The organism is Streptomyces sp. Ru62 (genome assembly GCF_002920615.1).
Classification (GTDB): Bacteria; Actinomycetota; Actinomycetes; order Streptomycetales; family Streptomycetaceae; genus Streptomyces.
The window spans coordinates 58,674-74,512 of the sequence record NZ_PQSU01000036.1 but is presented as its reverse complement, the minus strand read 5'-3'; the positions used below and the strand labels follow the sequence as shown (position 1 = coordinate 74,512).

Genomic DNA, 15,839 nt, shown 5'->3' with positions numbered 1-15,839 from the left:
GTCGGCGTCCGCGGTGAAACAGGAGGTCTTCGTGCGTCACTCCGTCCGTCTTGCCGTGGCAGCGGCCCTCGCAGCTTGTCTGACCGGCAGCCTGCTGGCCGTCTCGGCCGGCCAGGCCGTCGCCGCCGGGTCCAAGCTGTCCGATGACTTCAACGGCGACGGATACCGTGATCTGGCCATCGGCATGCCGAGCAAGACGATCAGCGGGAAGCAGAACGCCGGTGCCATCCTCGTCACCTTCGGCTCCGCCCACGGCCTGACCGGCAAGCACGTCTCCCTCACGCAGAACTCCGCCAACGTCCCCGGCACGCCCGGGTACCAGGACTACTTCGGCAGCAGCCTCGCCAGCGGTGACTTGAACCGCGACGGGTACGCCGACCTGCTGGTCGGCAGCGAGGGAGACGCGTCGGGCAATGGCTCGGTGACCGTGCTGTGGGGTGGCACCTCACCGTTCAGCGGTGCCCTCACCCTGCCCTCGGGACCGACGTACCCCTCGCGCCTGTTCGGCTCAGACATCGCCGTGGGCGACTTCACCGGTGACTCCCGCCCGGACATCGCCGTCAGCGGGCAGACATCCCTGCGGCTGTACTCCGGCACGTTCACCCGCAGCAAAGCCCCCGCCGGCTACGACGTCTACGGCCCCGATTCCACCAGCGGCGGGCGCCTCGCGGCCGGTGACTTCACCGGCGACGGCAAGGACGAACTGGCCGTCGTCCAGCAGAAGACCACCCTCGTCTACGGCCAGGAGCCCGGCACCACCGACACCGACTCCTTCACCGCCCGGGCCCGGCTCGCCGGCGGCGACCGCGTGGAGGCCGGGGACCTCAACGGAGACGGCCGCGACGACCTCGTCATCGCAGTGTCCAACCCCCGTCTGAACCCCAACGGACTGGCCGATCCCAGCAACGGCTCCGGCTACGTCACCGTCCGCAACGGCGACCCTCGCGTCAGCGGCGGACTCGCCCCCTCAGGCCGCGTCTACCACCAGAACACCGCCGGCGTCCCCGGCGCCGACGAGAAGGAGGACGAGTTCGGCGCGGCGATGTCCATCGCCGACATCAACGGCGACCACCGCGCGGACCTCGCCATCGGCATCCCGTACGAGTCCCTCGGCCGAGCCTCGAGGGGAGGTGACGTCCTCGTGCTGCGCGGAAGCGCCGGCGGCCTCACCACCACCGGCGCCGCCCGCTACTCACAGGACACCACCGGCATCCCCGGCAGCGCCGAGTTCAACGACGTGTTCGGCTCCCAGGTCCGCCTCGCCGACTACAACCGCGACGGCAAGGCAGACCTCGCCGTCTCCGCCCCCGGCGAGAACGAGGACAACGGCGCCGTCTGGCAACTGCGCGGCACCAGCGGCGGCCTGGGCACCAGCGGCGTCAGCGTCTTCGGGCCGAAGGAATACGGCGTCTCTTCCGGCTCCGGCATCGGAGAAACTTTCCTCGGCTGAAGCCGGATCACGAGGAGGCCGACTGAGCCTCACGTGCCGGTTGAAGTCCCTCGACCCAGGAGGCAGCGTGATCACGCTCAGGCCCGAGCCCATCCACACCGACCGGCTGGCCCTGCTTCCCCTGCGGGTCGAGTACGCCGACGAGATGGCCGCGGTGCTGTCCGACCCCGACCTGCACAGCTTCATCGGCGGCGCCCCGGACACGGCTCAGGGTGTGCGCGCCCGCTACGAACGCTTGGTGGCCGGCTCACCCCGCCCCGGCGAGTCCTGGTGCAACTGGGTCGTCCAGCTCCGTGAGGCCGCCTGCCTGACCGGCTGTGTCCAAGCGACGGTCACCGCCGACGACCGCGGAGCCACTGCGGAGATCGCCTGGGTGGTAGGGACCCTCTGGCAGCGGCGCGGCATCGCCACGGAAGCTGCCCGGGCACTCGTCGCCTGGCTCCGGAAGCATCCGGTGCACACGGTCACCGCCCACATCCACCCGGACCGCAAGGCATCCGCCGCCGTCGCCACCGCAGCCGGCCTCACCCCCACCGACCAGTGGCACGACGGAGAGATCGGATGGCAGCTGACGATCAGCTGACCACGCACGTCGAAGGGTCAAGGGATCTGCGTGATCGTCCGCTGCCGGAGCCTCCACCGCAGGACAGGAGAACTGGACGCGCGTGATCTGGTGAGCGCGGGATACCAGCAGGTCATGAGGTTGCTGGGTGCAGTGCGCGAGATGGACCGCCGTCTGAGCAAGCGGATGACTTCCTGGCGGGAACCTGTTCTTCACCGCACGCTGTCGGGGGTGGAGGAAACGGCGGAAGGCACCAAGTTGTGGTGCGGTGCCGCCGTGGTGATGGCCTGGACCGGCGGATGGAAGGGGCGTAAGGCGGCCGTAGCGGGTCTGGCGGCTGTCACCTTGGCGTAGCTGGTTTCCAACGGTGTGTGCAAGCAGGTGAGTGACAGGCCGCGACCGCCCAAGGAATGGATCCCTCACGACGACGTCGAGGACCGGCCGGATTCCTCGTCGTTCCCTTCCGGGCACACCGCGGCAGCGGTGGCCTTCACCGCAGCGGTCGTCCCCTCATGGCCGTTGGCCGGGGCACTCTGCGCGGTGCCGGCAGCCCTGGTAGCCGTAGAACGGGTGCAGTCGGGCGCCCACTACCCCAGTGACGTCGCCGCCGGCGCCGCCGTCGGACTCGTCAGCGCCTGGCTGGTCAGGCACCTGCCGCAGCTGGCGCTGCGCAGGTGGCCGTAACACCCAGCGGAGCAGCCCGGCCCGGGCGCGGTTCCGGGTCCCGGGCGACCGGAAGGGCGCCGAGGCCGGACACCAGGCCCTGACGGACGTCACCTCGTCCACCGGGCCTGCGAGCCGCAGCCCCGGGAAGTGGCATCGATGCACCCTGCCTGACGTCACCGCCGCGCCGTGTCGCTTACCCAACCGTGATGTGAGGGGTGGTGTGTGGTCTGGTTTCGGGGGTAGCCGCACGCCTTGGCCGAGAGTGCTCAGGACGCTGGTGACGGTATGAGGGCAGTAGTGCAGAAGACCGAGGATCAGCCGCTGGCCCGCCGTCCCCTGTTGTCCGCGGTTGCCCTGGATATGGAGGGCGGGGAGCGGATCGGTGAGGCCCGGGACGCGGCCCGCCGTTTCATGAGCGAGGTGCAGGCCGTACACGGGATCCCGGTGTCGGAGCGTGCGATGGGCCTGGTGGAACTGGTGGTCAGCGAGCTGGTGACCAACGCGCACAAGTACGCGCCCGGCCCGTGCCTGCTGGATCTGGAGGTCAGCGACGGCGCCGTGGAGATCAGCGTCTGGGACAGCGATCCGGCCCTGCCGGTGCCCCGGGAAGCCGATCCGCACCGGATCGGCAAACACGGTCTGGAGATCGTGATGGCCGTGTGCCGCAGCTTCGAGATCCGCCGCGAGCCGGTGGGCAAGCGCGTCAAAGCCGGCATCGTGCTGGCCGACGATCCCGGCGGACACCCGGCAGGCCGACTGATGTAACCGGCCCGGTCGTCGCGCTGGTTCCCCAGCTGGCGATGCCTGTGCCTCCGTACCCTGATGCCACGGCACAGGCGCGCCGGCCCCGGCCGGCGCGCAATCACGGGACGACGGGCGGGATGGGCGTCACGGTCGCGACCGGTGATCGGGGCACCGCAGCGGCAGCGACCGCAACGGGGATGTCAGCGGTCCGGGCTGCGGGCTCGCGGCGGATCGGTCCGGCGCGGCCGCAGCCCGCCGGTGCGGCTCGGCGTCTCGGCCGCAGGCCGTCGGCCGTCTGGTGCGTCAGCGCGCCCAGAAGCGTCATGCGCCAGTGGTGGCGGTCACGCAGACGCTCCACTCCTGCTGATGCCGGCCGCTGCCTGGGTCCGGGACGACGAGGGCGGCGGGAAAGGGGCCGCAAGGGCACGACCCGGGTGGACGACCACGGCAAAGGCTTCCGCTCGATGAACCTCGCAGCGGCTGTCAAACCCTGACGCCCCATCGGCATGACCTGAAGCCCGGACACCCGGAAGCGCCGGAGCTCGGCATAGGTGGTCGCGGTCCCGCCGCTCGTCGACTGCCGGCGGACGCTGTAGGACTTGTCCCGGTCGTGGCCGGTGCGGATCCCGGGCGCGACCGGGAGGGAGCCGACGCCTTCCGGCAAGCAGCACCCCGAGGGCGTCAATTCCACGTTCACCAATTCACCCCGGGAAAGGGTGAGCGAGGAGCCGTGAGGCGCCGCTTTCGGCCTCTGCTGAGCTGACGGGAGTTGCCGGGGATGCCTGTGTGCCTCGAGGGTAGTCGGAGGCATCTCGGGGGCCTGGGGTGCTTGTTCGGCGGGTAGTCGGGGCCCTGGGGTGCAGCAGTGATCGCTTCCGCAGCCCCGCGGTTCAGTCCCCGTAGGTCCCCGTGGATGATGACGCGGTGACGAACATCAGTGATGCCCACGTGAAGGTGCACTTCCGGATGGAGGTGGGCGAGGACGGCTGGCCGCCGGCGAACGTCGAGAGCTTGTGGGCACTGGACCTCGGCGACGGAACGGTGCGTCTCGACAACACTCCGTGGTTCGTGCGTGGGGTAGCGAGCGGCGATGTCGTCCGTGTGGACGTCGATGACGACGGCCTGTTCTGGGCCGGGGAGACCGTTCACGCCTCGGAGAACTGCACCATCCGTTTGATCGTGCTGAAGGACGGAGGCTCCGCTGCGGCCCGACGGACCGTGCTGGAGACCTTCCACCGTCTCGGCACCACCGGCGAGGGCATCGAGCAGTTCCGGATGGTCGCGCTGGACATCCCGCCGGAAGCGGACATCCACCGGATTCGCAAGCTGTTGGAACACGGCGACGCGAAAGGTTGGTGGCACTGGGAAGAGGGATGTGTCACTGCCGCTTGGAGAGCCAGTGCGGGCAACGAGGACGATTGAGCGCCGCCTGGACCGTCACGCCGAACCTGTGGCGGATGGCTGACAAGGCGAGCGCCAGGGCTGCGTGGACGGACCGGGTGGACTTCTCAGAATTCGACGCTTTTGACGAGTCGGCGCTGGTAGCCGAGACCCTCCGCGACGGGTCGGCTAGAGGACCTGCTGTGCGAGACGCCACAACGGCCGACCGCGTCGGCAGGGACGGCGCACTGGCACCGCATTTGGGCCGCCCCTTGGCCCGCGCGGGGAGGCGAGAAGAGGGCCGTGCCACTGCCCGCTCACCGTGAGGTGACTGTCCAAAGACACCTCACTCAGGCGTAACAAACTGTGATGTGCGTCACTGCTCTCCGTTTGCCTGTGACGTTTGCCGGCCGGCGTCCGCTGAGGAAACGGGTCATCCGTGTGACGGGTGTGCCGATCTGACTTACTTCTGTGGCCGTTGCCGGCCTTCTGTGGGGTGGATACGTCGTGAGCCGTCGTACGTCGCATGCGTACAGACCGCTGAGTTTCAAGCGACGGGCGTGGTTGACGCTCGGTGCTGTGGTGCTGGGCGGGGGAGGGATCGTGACCTATGCGGTCGCCAGCCCGTCCGGGGGTCCGGGCGCCGAGCGTGCCAAGCGGCCGGCGAAGGTCTACGACCTGTCGCTGGCCGGGAGTTCGCAGGACAAGCGGGAGCTCACGCGCGAGGACACCGAGGAGTTCTCACTGCTCGGCGTCTCGTGGACGGGTGCCGCCAGGCGGCTGGAGGGCACGGTGCGGGTGCGCACCCATAGCCTTGAGACCGGTGAGTGGGGTGCCTGGCGGAAGCTCGAGGTGGACGTCGACCCGCTGGAGAAGCCGGGCCCGCGCGTGCGTGGCGCCTCGGAGCCGTTGTGGGTCGGGCCCTCGAACGGTGTGCAGGTGCAGGTCGTCCGCGAGAACGGCCGCGCCGGCAGGCTGCCCGGTGGACTCGAGGTCAACCTGGTCGACCCGGGTGTGGTGTCCACCGCCGAGACGAAGGCGAGCGGCGCTCCGGCCGAGCCGGCCGGATTCGCCGTCCCCGCGGAGACTGCGGACCCCAGCGGCAGCGCGCCGGCCGATCCCGGGGTACCCACCGGTTCGCCCACGTCGAGCGACAGCGCCCCCGCCGCACCGACGGACGGCCAGACCACCACGTCTCCCTCGCCGACCGACACCACGTCCGAGCCCAGCCCCAGCGGCTCGGTTTCCGTATCGCCATCGACGAGCACGTCCGCGAGCCCGTCGGCCACCACGCCGTCCGCGCCGCCGTCGACCGTGCCGCGGCCGCCGATCGTCGCGCGTGCCGGCTGGGGCGCGGACGAGTCGATCAGCCCGGAAGCACCCGAGTACAACGACGACGTCAAGGCCGTGTTCGTCCACCACACCGACGGGGCGAACGACTACTCCTGCGCCGACTCGGCATCGATCGTGCGGAGTATCTACGCGTACCACGTGCAGGTCAGCGGCTGGAAGGACATCGGCTACAACTTCCTCGTCGACAAGTGCGGCACCCTCTTCGAGGGGCGCAAGGGCGGGGTCGACCTGCCGGTGTTCGGCGCCCACACCTACGGCTGGAACCGGGAGTCCACCGCGGTCGCGGTGCTCGGTGACTACACCACCACCAGCGCCTCCAACGCCGCACTGGCCTCGATCGCCCGCCTCGCGGCCTGGAAGCTCGGCCAGTACGGCGCCCAGCCCACCGGCACGACCCAGCTGACGGCCGGTGCCACCCAGAAGAACCTCGCCGGAACCAGCTTCACCGCCGGCAGCACGTACACGTTCCAGCGGATCTCCGGTCACCGCGACGGCTACAACACCGAGTGCCCCGGTGGCCTGCTCTACGACCAGCTGCCGACCATCCGCACCTGGGCGGCCGGCCCGGTGCAGGGTCTGAAGGTCACCTCGGTGAGCGGTGCCACCCTTTCCGGCTCGACGTACTACACCAAGGGCGCCCTCACCGCGAAGTGGACGGCCACCACACCGGCTTCGCTGATCTCGAAGTTCGAGCTGCTGGTCGACGGCAAGACCGTCGCCACGACGTCCGGGAGTGCCACCTCCGCCACCACCACCCTGGCCGTGGGCAGCCACAGCGTCGCCGTCCGGGCCGTGCACCAGTCCGGCAAGACGACAACCAGCGCCGCACTGACCGTTGTCGCGGAGACGACAGCTCCGACCTTCACCACCACGCCGAAGCTGTCCCTGCGGACCGGGACCGTGAACACCACCGCCGTCCCGGTCTCCCTCGGCTGGAAGGCCACCGACGACAAAGCCCTGCGGTACGTGAAGCTGCTGTCCCCCACCACCGCAACCTTCACCCCTGCCACGACCAGCTACAACACAACCGCCAAGTCCGGCACCGCCACCACCTGGTCGATGCGTGCCTACGACTACGCCGGCAACTACCGCACCTCCTCCCCCGCGTACACCCCGGTGATCCTCCAGGAGAGCTCCGCCACCAAGTCCGGCACCTGGAGCACCCGCTCCTCCACCAGCTACCTCGGCGGCAAGTCGTACTCCAGCGCCTCCAAGGGGGCCGCCCTCACCTGGACGTTCACCGGCCGCTCGGTCGCCTGGGTGGTCTCACGGGCCTCCAGCTCCGGCCAGGCCTACGTCTACGTCGACGGCACCAAGGTTTCCACCGTCGACCTGAAGTCCTCCACCACGTCGTACCGGCAGGCGATCTGGACCAAGTCCTGGTCCAGCAGCGCCAAACACACGGTCAAGATCGTCGTGGTCGGCACCAGCGGCCGTCCCACCGTCACCACCGACGGCCTGGTCTACATGAAATAACGCCATCCACGGGGTTGAGCACGCCATGCCGGCCGGCGCATGTGGACATGCATGCGCCGGCCGCTTCGTCCGTTACTGCGATGCGACGTCGACCGTGCCCACCCGTCCCGGCGTGTGCGATGCGGGACGATCAGGCCGGTGTTGATGTAGGCGCCGTCGCCGAGCACGGTCACGCCCTGGCAGTGATCGGCCAGGCCGGAGTCCCGCCATGTCCTGGCATCGGCGGTGTTGCCGGGCACGGGCCGGGCCGCCGCCCGGCACGAACCTAACCATGCGACAGCTCGGCCCGTACACCGCGACCCTCAGCACCCGCTCGGCAAGCGGCATTGACCACGGCCGGCCCCGCAGAGTGCCGTTGCCGCCCGCTCGCGCACTACCTTCAACAGACCCGAAGACTGCGCCAACCACAGCCCCGTGAAGGTCTCCACCCACACCCTCCGGCTCCACGGCCTCCGGCGCCTTCGCGTCCGTTGTGAACGCCGAGCCCACATCCATATAGCGTTCCTGGAACTCGCCTGCTGCCTGATCACACACCGCACGGCTCACCTCGCTGCGTCGGCCGTTGTCAGTCCCACCAAAAGGACCAGAGGGGAGAGTCGACGAGTGAGGCGGCGTAGTCGGAATACGGGACGGTGCCGTCGTTGATGTTGTCGGCGCCCGTCAGCACGTGTTCGAGAGCGAGGTGGGTGGCGTGATGGGTGTCCCGGGGCGGGCGGGCGACGGAGATGTGAATCATTGCGCCGTCAAAGGCGATGACCTGCGCACCGAAGCGGTCCCCCCAACTGCGGAGCAGGGCGCACAGCAAGGGCAGAGGAGCCTCCGCCTGCCAGCCCATGACTGCGGGAATGTCGGCGGAGCGGGTGGCCGGAACAAGGGCCAGATGAGGTTTGGGCAGCCGGAAAGGGCCGGCCGTGAGCCGGGCGATGGCGGTGCGGGCGGCGGCATCAGAGTCGGCTCCGGCCAGGGAAGGGACGCCGGCAGCCAGGCCGGGCCACCGGTCGAACGGCGCCCCGGGATCCTCGTCCCAGGGTTCGACGCCCTCTGGCAGGTCCTCCGGTTCCTGCGACGCTGCAAGCTGCCTCAGCTGGAAAGCTCGATAGGAGCGCCAGTCCCGTTCCAGCACGTCATCAAGGTCCACGGCGTCGACGGCCGCGAGGGCGGTGGGCCGCCCAGGACCGTAAAGGGTGGAGACGAGCACTGGCCACATTCCGGATGCCTCCCGTGCACTCTGGCAGTGCGTCCACGACCCCACGGGATCCGAAACTGGTTCCTCGGACAGCCACATGCGCGATGAGGGGGAGTCGCCATGGACGACTTCGGGAAGGCAACGGCCTGGCGGAAGCCCATCGGGCAGTGGCGAGTCCATGCGCGCACGTTAGCCTCGGTCGCTGACACCGGCCGTCCCCGATCCGGGAAGAGCGGTCCCTGCACGCACCGGTCGGCCCCCGCCCGGGCCGGGGGAAACCGGGATGCGGGGCCGTCACCGGTGCTGCGCCGTGCCAAGTTCGTCGGTGTACCGGGCGAGGGCGTCCTCGGCTGTGGGGACGGGGCCGAACAGCTGCTGCGGGCGGCGGGGGTCGGCGACGTAGCGGCCGGTGTCGAACCAACCGAACATCGCGGCCATGTCCTTGACCAGGGGCATGAAGCGGCCGGCGATGAGGGATCCGGCTTGCCGCCCCAGAGGCACTCGCCTGATGGCATCACGCGTATGCAGCCCAGGCGACGCTACCCCAGCGACCTGTCCGACGCGGGAGGGGAACTCATCCGCCCCACCCTTCAAGCCCGGCGGGACGCGGGACGCAGGACCCAGGACGCAGGTTGAGGCCGAAGACTGGATCGGTGAGATCGAGTGCATCGACCTCACCCTCACCCTCACCCTCCTCCGCGCGAAGCGCGACGGGACCAACGCCGAGTTCAGCGACCAGCCGTCCACCTCGGCATCCCCGCACGCCGCCGTCCGCGGGAGTCCGGATGACGCTTCCCAGAGCGATGCCTTGACGCAACGAGCTGTCAGACCCTGTGCAGAAACCCCAGTCTGCCCGGATCACTCCGTTGTGGGCAGGCACTCGGCGAGCAGGTCGACGACGTCCCGCCAAGCTCGCTGCGCGTGCCGAGGGTGATAACCGACCCCAGGACGCACGGTGTGGTCGACCGGTGGGTGATGGAAGGCGTGCAAGGCGCCGCCGTAGACCGTGAGGCGCCAGTCGACGCCCGCGGCCTGCATCTCGGCGGTGAATGCGTCCCGTTGCGCGGGCGTCATGATCGGGTCTTCCGACCCGACCCCGGCCCACACCGGGCAGTGAATGCGCGCCGCCTCGCCGGGTCGGCCCGTGGTCAGTCCGTTCACTGTCGCGATCGCGCGCAGGTCGACGCCGTCGCGCCCGAGTTCCAGCGCGATGGCGCCCCCGGTGCCGTAGCCGACGGCGGCGATCCGGTCCGGGTCGGTCCGCGGCTCGGCGCGGAGCACGTCGAGCGCCGCGTGGCCGATGCCTCGCATCCGGTCGGAGTCGGCGAGCAGCGGCATGCAACGGGCCAGCATCTCCTCGGGGTCGCTCAAATAGCGCCCGCCATGGAGGTCGAAGGCCAGGGCCACGTATCCCAGCTCGGCGAGCGCATCGGCCCGGCGGCGCTCGACGTCGCTGAGCCCCACCCCCTCGGGCCCGACCAGAACCGCGGGCCGGCGGTCGGCACCGGCCGGGAGCGCGAGGTGCCCGATCATCGTCAGGCCGTCGGCCGCGTATGCGATCGTGCGCGTGGTAACCGTCGTCATGAGCCCGGACTGTAGTGATCGTCGAGCCCGGTCGGGCCGGTGCTCTGCCGCTGGCAGAAGGCGGGTCTCCGGCGTGTTCCCGCAGGGCGGGCGCACCGGACGCCGCTGCGCGCAGACGGGGTTCGTTCCCCGGCTCTCACCGAAGGATGACGCTCACACCTCGTTCCTCGAAGATCTCCAGGGCTCCCTCCCTGCGTGACCGTCAGGTGAGGCGGGTCGGCGTCACTCTTGCTGTAGAGCCGGCACAGCGGCCCGGCCGGCGGCGCTTCCCGAACTTCTTGTCGAGCGACCCCGCCGCGGTCACTGCGCAGGATCGTGGTGTGAACACGCCCCCCTGGGCCGGGGCCGATACCCACAGGGATGCGTGTCGTACGGCGCATGGTGTCCGCCTTTCTCCGGTGGCCACTCGGTCGGCCGTGGTGCGGATGTGACGTACCGTCGGCGCGCGCGGATTCCGCACGGGCGGGTCTCCTGCACGCGAAGGTCCCGCACACGACGGCTGCCGTGTGCGGGACCGGTTTGCCCGCTGCGGGGATCAGCTGGTCGTCAGGGCGGTGTCGTCGACGACGAAGCTGGTCTGGAGGGAGGTGTCCTCCACACCGCTGAACTTCAGGGTGACCGTCTGGCCCGCGAAGGCGGACAGGTCGAAGGTCTTCAGCGAGTACCCGGTGGCGGCGTTGACGTTCGAGTACGTCGCCAGGGTGGTCGTGTTGGCGGACACCGTCAGCTTGTCGTACGCGGTGGTGCCGGTCTCGGCGGTGTCGGTGTGCAGGTAGAAGGAGAAGCCGGCGTGGCAGCCGGCCGGGATGGTCACCGACTGGGTCACGGTGTCGGTGTGGCTGGTGCCGTACCCGTCGAGCCAGGCCTTGTACGAGCCTCCGTGCGCGGCCTCACCGGTGTCGTTGGTGATGACGCCGGTGGTGGCGGTCCAGACGGTGTTGCCCGACTCGAAGCCCGCGTTGCCGAGCAGCTGCGCGGGGGTGCAGGTGCCGCCGCCACCGGTACCGGCGGTGAAGGCCGCGATGCCGTTGGGGGTGCCCCAGCCGGTCGGGCCGTCGTAGCCGGTGCGCGCGGTGCAGAAGTACGAGGTGGAACAGGAGCCGTTGTTGCCCGTGGTCACGTCGTACAGGTTGGCGGTGTGGCTGTAGGGATACTTCGCCGGGTAGTCGGTCGCGCCCGGGGTGCCCGCGAGGGCGTAGACGCCGGCGATGAGGGGAGCGGAGGCGCTGGTGCCGCCGTAGACCGCCCAGCCGGAGCCGCCGAAGGTGTCGTAGACCGCGACGCCGGTGGCCGGGTCGGCGACGGCGGAGACGTCGGCCTCCATGCGCTTGGCGCAGCCGGTGTCCGTCTGCCAGGTCGGCTTCGGGTCGTAGGCGGAGCAGCCGGAGCCGGTGCCCTCGGTGGCGCTGGTGTGCCAGACGGACTCGGTCCAGCCGCGGGAGTTGGCGGCGGTGGTGAGTGCGGTACCGCCGACGGCGGTCACGTACTGGGAGGTCGCCGGGTATTCGGCACCGTAGGCGGAGTCACCGGCGGAGACGGTGATCGCGACGCCCGGGTGCTTGAAGTACTGGGTGTCCTCGGTGGTCTGGCCGGAGGACTCCGAGCCGCCCCAGCTGTTGGAGACGAACTTGGCGCCGAGCGCGACGGCCTCGTTCTCGGCTATGCCGAGGTCGGTGTCGTTGGCGGAGTTGGCCTCGACCAGGATGATGTTGCAGTTCGGGCAGGCCGCGCTGACCATGTCGAGGTCGAGGGCCTCCTCGCCCGCCCAGCCGGTGTCGTTGGCGGGCAGCGAGGTGGTCGAGCCGGTCTGGCTGACCTGCTTGAAGCAGCCGTTGGCCTTGGTGCAGGAGGACAGGCCGTAGGTGGAACGGTAAGTGCCCAGGTCCGCTTCGGCGTTGGGGTCGTTGTAGGCGTCGACGATGGCGACCGTCATGCCGGTGCCGCCGGTGGAGGGCAGGTTGTAGGCACTGTGCAGGTTGGCCGGGGAGAGGCCGGACGGGGTGGCGGCGGCGAGCGCGGTGGCCAGTCGCTGCTTGATGTCGGTGCGGCGCTGGGCGAAGCAGGACGCGTGACCCGGCTCGGCGGTGGCGCACAGGTGAGTCGTGGGGACCTTCTGACCGGCCTTGCCGGTGGAGTGGAAGGTCTGCCGTTCGGGGGCGGTCAGGGCCTTGGCGTTCTGGGCGGCCCGGGTGACGTGGGCCGTGGTGGCGGTGCCGGACTGGGCCTCGGCGGTCGGCGCCGCGGCCAGGCCGGCGACGCAGAGGGCGAGGGAGGGGAGGGCGACGGACAGGAGTCTTCGCAGACTCCGCCTGCGCCGGCCGGGGCGTGACTCACGCATGGGGTACTGCCTCCGTGAGGAAGTGGGGGTCGTGGTACGGAGTGGGGGCAGGCCCGTGACGCGCGTAGCGGCGGCGACCGCGCAGTCATGAGCATGACACTCACTGGCTGAGGAGAGCTGGTGATGATGACATGACAGTGTGCGCGAGGAACGTAGCTCCGGCGCGGGCGCGTTCGGCAGTACCGGAGGGCATTCTTTGCCCCTCCATAGAATATGGTTGGCCCCCTCATAGGAGGGGGCTGACACGTCCTTGATCCACACGGGGTGACGACGCCCCTGGGTCCCACCATCGACCGCCTGCACCCCCAGGGCGCCGAACTCATCGGCGAGGCGGCGCAGTACCAGGACCTTTACCGCCTCCTCCGCGGCCCTCCGGCACCCTCCTCGGGACCGGCCGTCTGCTCCACACCAGACGTACGGCAACACGGACCACCCACTGCTGCGCCGTCGTCGCGACACTCCCCCCGTCTGCCGCGCAATCGACGGGACCAGCGCGTCCGATGACCTTTGAGTGAAGCGCTGTCCGGGTCCGTCGAGTCACGGTCGGACCGAATTTCGGCCACGACTCGCCTAGCAACGGCACATGAACACCCCAGGAAAGGCAAAAGAACGTTCCGTTTTCAATTGCCGCCTTGTTGTCGTGGCCCCGACATCCATACGGTCTACGCGGCCCCGGTGCACGCCCCGCGCCGAGGTCGTACCGCGCACCCCCACAGCTCTTCCCGGTTCACCCACCCTGCGGAGGACGTACGTTGCGCAGAACCGTATCCCTCACCGCCGTGGCCACGCTCGCCACGGCCGCTCTGGCCATGGCCGCCCCCGTCGGCCAGGCAGCCCAGGCCGCCACCTCCCCGTCCCACGGCGTCACCGTCGCCCACGCCTGCGCCGCCCCGACGAAAAAGGGCGAGATGGCCTGCAACGCCCTGCAGGTCACCGCGGGTACACCGAAATCGGCACACGCCGAGAGGGAACTGACCGCGGCAGCCGCTCCCTCTGGATACGGTCCCGCCTCGCTGCAGGCGGCCTACAACCTGCCGTCGGCAAGCGCAGGTTCGGGCCAGACGGTGGCGATCGTCGACGCCTACGACGACCCGAACGCCGAGGCCGACCTCGCCGTCTACCGCTCCCAGTACGGCCTGCCCGCATGCACCACCGCCAACGGCTGCTTCAGGAAGGTGGACCAGAACGGCGGCACCAACTACCCGCGCGGCGACTCCGGCTGGGCCGAGGAGATCTCCCTCGACCTCGACATGGTCAGCGCGGCCTGCCCGAACTGTAAGATCCTGCTGGTCGAGGCCAGTTCGGCCACCATGACCAACCTGGGCACGGCCGTGAACACCGCGGTGCGACTGGGCGCGAAGTTCGTCTCCAACAGTTACGGCGGCTCCGAGTCCTCCAGCGACGCGACGTACGACTCCACCTACTTCAACCACCCGGGCGTCGCCATCACCGTCTCCTCCGGCGACAACGGCTACGGCGTGGAATACCCGGCCGCGAGCAAGTATGTGACAGCGGTGGGCGGTACGTCCCTGACCACCGCCTCGAACACGCGCGGCTGGACCGACACCGTGTGGAGCGGCGCCGGCTCCGGCTGCTCCAAGTACGACGCCAAGCCCAGCTGGCAGAAGGACACCGGCTGCGCCAACCGCACGGTGGCGGACGTGTCCGCGGTCGCCGACCCGAACACCGGCGTCGCGGTCTACGACAGCTACCGCTCGGCCACCGGCTGGATGGTCTTCGGCGGCACCAGCGCCTCCGCCCCGCTGATCGCGGCGACCTACGCGCTGGGCGGCGCCCCGTCCTCCGGCTCCTCCCCGGCGTCCTTCCCGTACGCGCACACCTCGGCGCTGTACGACGTCACCAGCGGCTCCAACGGCAGCTGCGGCGGTACCTACCTGTGCACCGGCACCACCGGCTACGACGGCCCGACCGGGCTCGGCGTCCCCAACGGCACCGCCGCCTTCACCGGCTGAACGACGACAGGAACCAAGCCGGTCGGCAGTTCGTGAGATGCGGGGGACCAGGACCGCCGCCTTGTCGCGGCGCTTCTGGTCCTCCGTGACCTGGTCCGGAGTCGGCGACAATGCCGGAGCCGGCCCCAAGCGTGCACCTTGTTGGTGAGTCGCCGGCCTTCCAGGCCGTCCTGTGCGCGGTGGTCTCCTCCCAGCACTGGTCGGTGAACTTCTGCCCGCACCGCTTGCACACCGGCCGCCGCGCCTCGGGGGCGGCCGCAGCACAGTGTGCCCGGCCGGGCGGCATGCGCGGTCAACGGCATTTGTGACCATGGCACTTGGCCGGTCTCGTGGGGGTGCCGGAGGTTACTGTGAGGGTTGGCCTCCTGGCGGGATTCCCGGGTCGCTTGGCGGGTGTTGCCGAGGGAGAGGGGGACGGAACCCCGGGCTGGTCGATGGGATCGCACCCCCGAGCTACCTGGAGGCCCTGCTTCCCCGCGCGGAAACCGCCGCAGTCACCCGATCGGGACTCCCGTTCGGTCGACAGCCTTCGAGATCGGTACGGGCAACAACCACTTACCTGTCGGGATGCTCCGGCAGGGCGAGCCAGTCCGACCAGGAGATCTCGCGGCCGAGGAAGCGCGGCTGCTCGAACGGCCAGTCGGCGGCGATCCACTGCGGCACCAGCGCGTCGAGGGCCTGCTCGACCTTGCTGCCCACCAGCTCGTCCACCACCCACCAGGAGATCTCGCCGTCCGCGCCGGCCCTCTCCGGTGGGTCGATGTAGACACAGCCCAACAGAGCTGTCTCCGCCGCGTCGAACAGCGCGTAGTTGAAGGACTGGTGTGCGGCGATCTCCTTCTCGTGCCGCAACAGGTCGGCCTGGTCGGCCTCGTAGGTCATGATGGCCGCGGGCCAGCCCCAGGCCGGGCCGAAAATGGTCCACAGCCGCTCGCGCGAACCCATCACAGCCGGATAGTCGAGCGGGGTGTCCGCCTCCCGGATCGGCCGCAGGTGATGGCCACCGCCCTGCAGCGGTACCAGGACGGGGTGGACGAAGTCATCGGGAAGCCAGCTCATGGCGCCCGACCGTAGCAGCGCGCGGCCGTCCGCTCCCCTGGATTTTCCGTGTATACCGCCAGGCCCTG

General features: G+C 70.0%; 12 protein-coding genes and 3 pseudogenes. 9 read left to right on the top strand and 6 right to left on the bottom strand.

The genetic code is table 11. The annotated features are described in order from the left end of the window. Nucleotides 1-31: 31 nt before the first annotated feature. The 6 genes from C3492_RS36100 to C3492_RS36075 all read left to right on the top strand — a co-directional run bounded on the left by C3492_RS36100 (nt 32) and on the right by C3492_RS36075 (nt 7,631). A complete protein-coding gene (locus tag C3492_RS36100) occupies nt 32-1,450 on the top strand; it encodes an FG-GAP and VCBS repeat-containing protein (RefSeq protein WP_258056088.1) in 1,419 nt (472 codons plus the stop codon). Between the two features lie 67 nt (nt 1,451-1,517). Then, nucleotides 1,518-2,033, top strand: a complete 516-nt coding sequence (locus C3492_RS36095; RefSeq protein ID WP_103816858.1) for a GNAT family N-acetyltransferase — start codon at nt 1,518-1,520, stop codon at nt 2,031-2,033. Nucleotides 2,034-2,381: 348 nt separating this feature from the next. Next, nucleotides 2,382-2,696, top strand: coding sequence for a phosphatase PAP2 family protein (locus C3492_RS46275; protein ID WP_258056087.1), 315 nt, complete (start codon nt 2,382-2,384; stop codon nt 2,694-2,696). Between the two features lie 267 nt (nt 2,697-2,963). Continuing rightward, complete coding sequence (locus C3492_RS36085) at nt 2,964-3,443, top strand: ATP-binding protein (protein ID WP_258056086.1); 480 nt, start codon at nt 2,964-2,966, stop codon at nt 3,441-3,443. A gap of 903 nt (nt 3,444-4,346) precedes the next feature. After that, nucleotides 4,347-4,844 carry a DUF4265 domain-containing protein gene (locus C3492_RS36080; RefSeq protein WP_258056085.1) on the top strand — a complete coding sequence of 166 codons (498 nt, stop codon included), beginning with the start codon at nt 4,347-4,349 and terminating at the stop codon, nt 4,842-4,844. 498 nt (nt 4,845-5,342) lie between these two features. Next, the gene (locus C3492_RS36075; RefSeq protein WP_181140725.1) at nt 5,343-7,631 is read left to right on the top strand and encodes a peptidoglycan recognition protein; all 2,289 of its coding nucleotides are present in this window, start codon (nt 5,343-5,345) and stop codon (nt 7,629-7,631) included. 110 nt (nt 7,632-7,741) lie between these two features. On the opposite strand, the pseudogene C3492_RS47025 reads toward C3492_RS36075, so the two are convergent. Next, nucleotides 7,742-8,059, bottom strand: a pseudogene (locus C3492_RS47025) (IS5/IS1182 family transposase); the annotation flags it as partial. 13 nt (nt 8,060-8,072) lie between these two features. Between C3492_RS47025 and C3492_RS36065 the strand changes: the two are divergent. Further along, nucleotides 8,073-8,168: pseudogene (locus C3492_RS36065) on the top strand (IS5/IS1182 family transposase); the annotation flags it as partial. Nucleotides 8,169-8,196: 28 nt separating this feature from the next. Here C3492_RS36065 and C3492_RS36060 read toward each other — a convergent pair. Continuing rightward, nucleotides 8,197-8,829, bottom strand: coding sequence for a DUF4253 domain-containing protein (locus tag C3492_RS36060; RefSeq protein ID WP_258056083.1), 633 nt, complete (start codon nt 8,827-8,829; stop codon nt 8,197-8,199). Between the two features lie 282 nt (nt 8,830-9,111). After that, entirely contained in the window at nt 9,112-9,318 is a 207-nt protein-coding gene (locus C3492_RS36055) for a hypothetical protein (RefSeq protein WP_181140722.1), read from the bottom strand. Between the two features lie 21 nt (nt 9,319-9,339). Here C3492_RS36055 and C3492_RS46725 point away from each other — a divergent pair. Continuing rightward, nucleotides 9,340-9,426 (top strand): annotated as a pseudogene (locus tag C3492_RS46725) (IS5/IS1182 family transposase); the annotation flags it as partial. A gap of 249 nt (nt 9,427-9,675) precedes the next feature. On the opposite strand, the gene C3492_RS36040 reads toward C3492_RS46725, so the two are convergent. After that, entirely contained in the window at nt 9,676-10,401 is a 726-nt protein-coding gene (locus tag C3492_RS36040) for a dienelactone hydrolase family protein (RefSeq protein WP_103816854.1), read from the bottom strand. A gap of 535 nt (nt 10,402-10,936) precedes the next feature. After that, the gene (locus tag C3492_RS36035) at nt 10,937-12,739 is read right to left on the bottom strand and encodes a S53 family peptidase (protein WP_103816853.1); all 1,803 of its coding nucleotides are present in this window, start codon (nt 12,737-12,739) and stop codon (nt 10,937-10,939) included. A gap of 752 nt (nt 12,740-13,491) precedes the next feature. Between C3492_RS36035 and C3492_RS36025 the strand changes: the two genes are divergently transcribed. Continuing rightward, the gene (locus tag C3492_RS36025; protein WP_103816852.1) at nt 13,492-14,712 is read left to right on the top strand and encodes a S53 family peptidase; all 1,221 of its coding nucleotides are present in this window, start codon (nt 13,492-13,494) and stop codon (nt 14,710-14,712) included. A gap of 555 nt (nt 14,713-15,267) precedes the next feature. On the opposite strand, the gene C3492_RS36015 is transcribed toward C3492_RS36025, so the two are convergent. Beyond that, nucleotides 15,268-15,771, bottom strand: coding sequence for a GNAT family N-acetyltransferase (locus tag C3492_RS36015; RefSeq protein WP_103816850.1), 504 nt, complete (start codon nt 15,769-15,771; stop codon nt 15,268-15,270). Between the last annotated feature and the right edge of the window lie 68 nt (nt 15,772-15,839).

What these genes read in the sequence shown, in the direction of transcription:
- C3492_RS36085 (WP_258056086.1), top strand. Translation starts at nt 2,964, where the DNA reads ATGAGGGCAGTAGTGCAGAAGACCGAGGATCAGCCGCTGGCCCGCCGT.
- C3492_RS36040 (WP_103816854.1), bottom strand. Translation starts at nt 10,401, where the DNA reads ATGACGACGGTTACCACGCGCACGATCGCATACGCGGCCGACGGCCTG.
- C3492_RS36035 (WP_103816853.1), bottom strand. Translation starts at nt 12,739, where the DNA reads ATGCGTGAGTCACGCCCCGGCCGGCGCAGGCGGAGTCTGCGAAGACTC.
- C3492_RS36015 (WP_103816850.1), bottom strand. Translation starts at nt 15,771, where the DNA reads ATGAGCTGGCTTCCCGATGACTTCGTCCACCCCGTCCTGGTACCGCTG.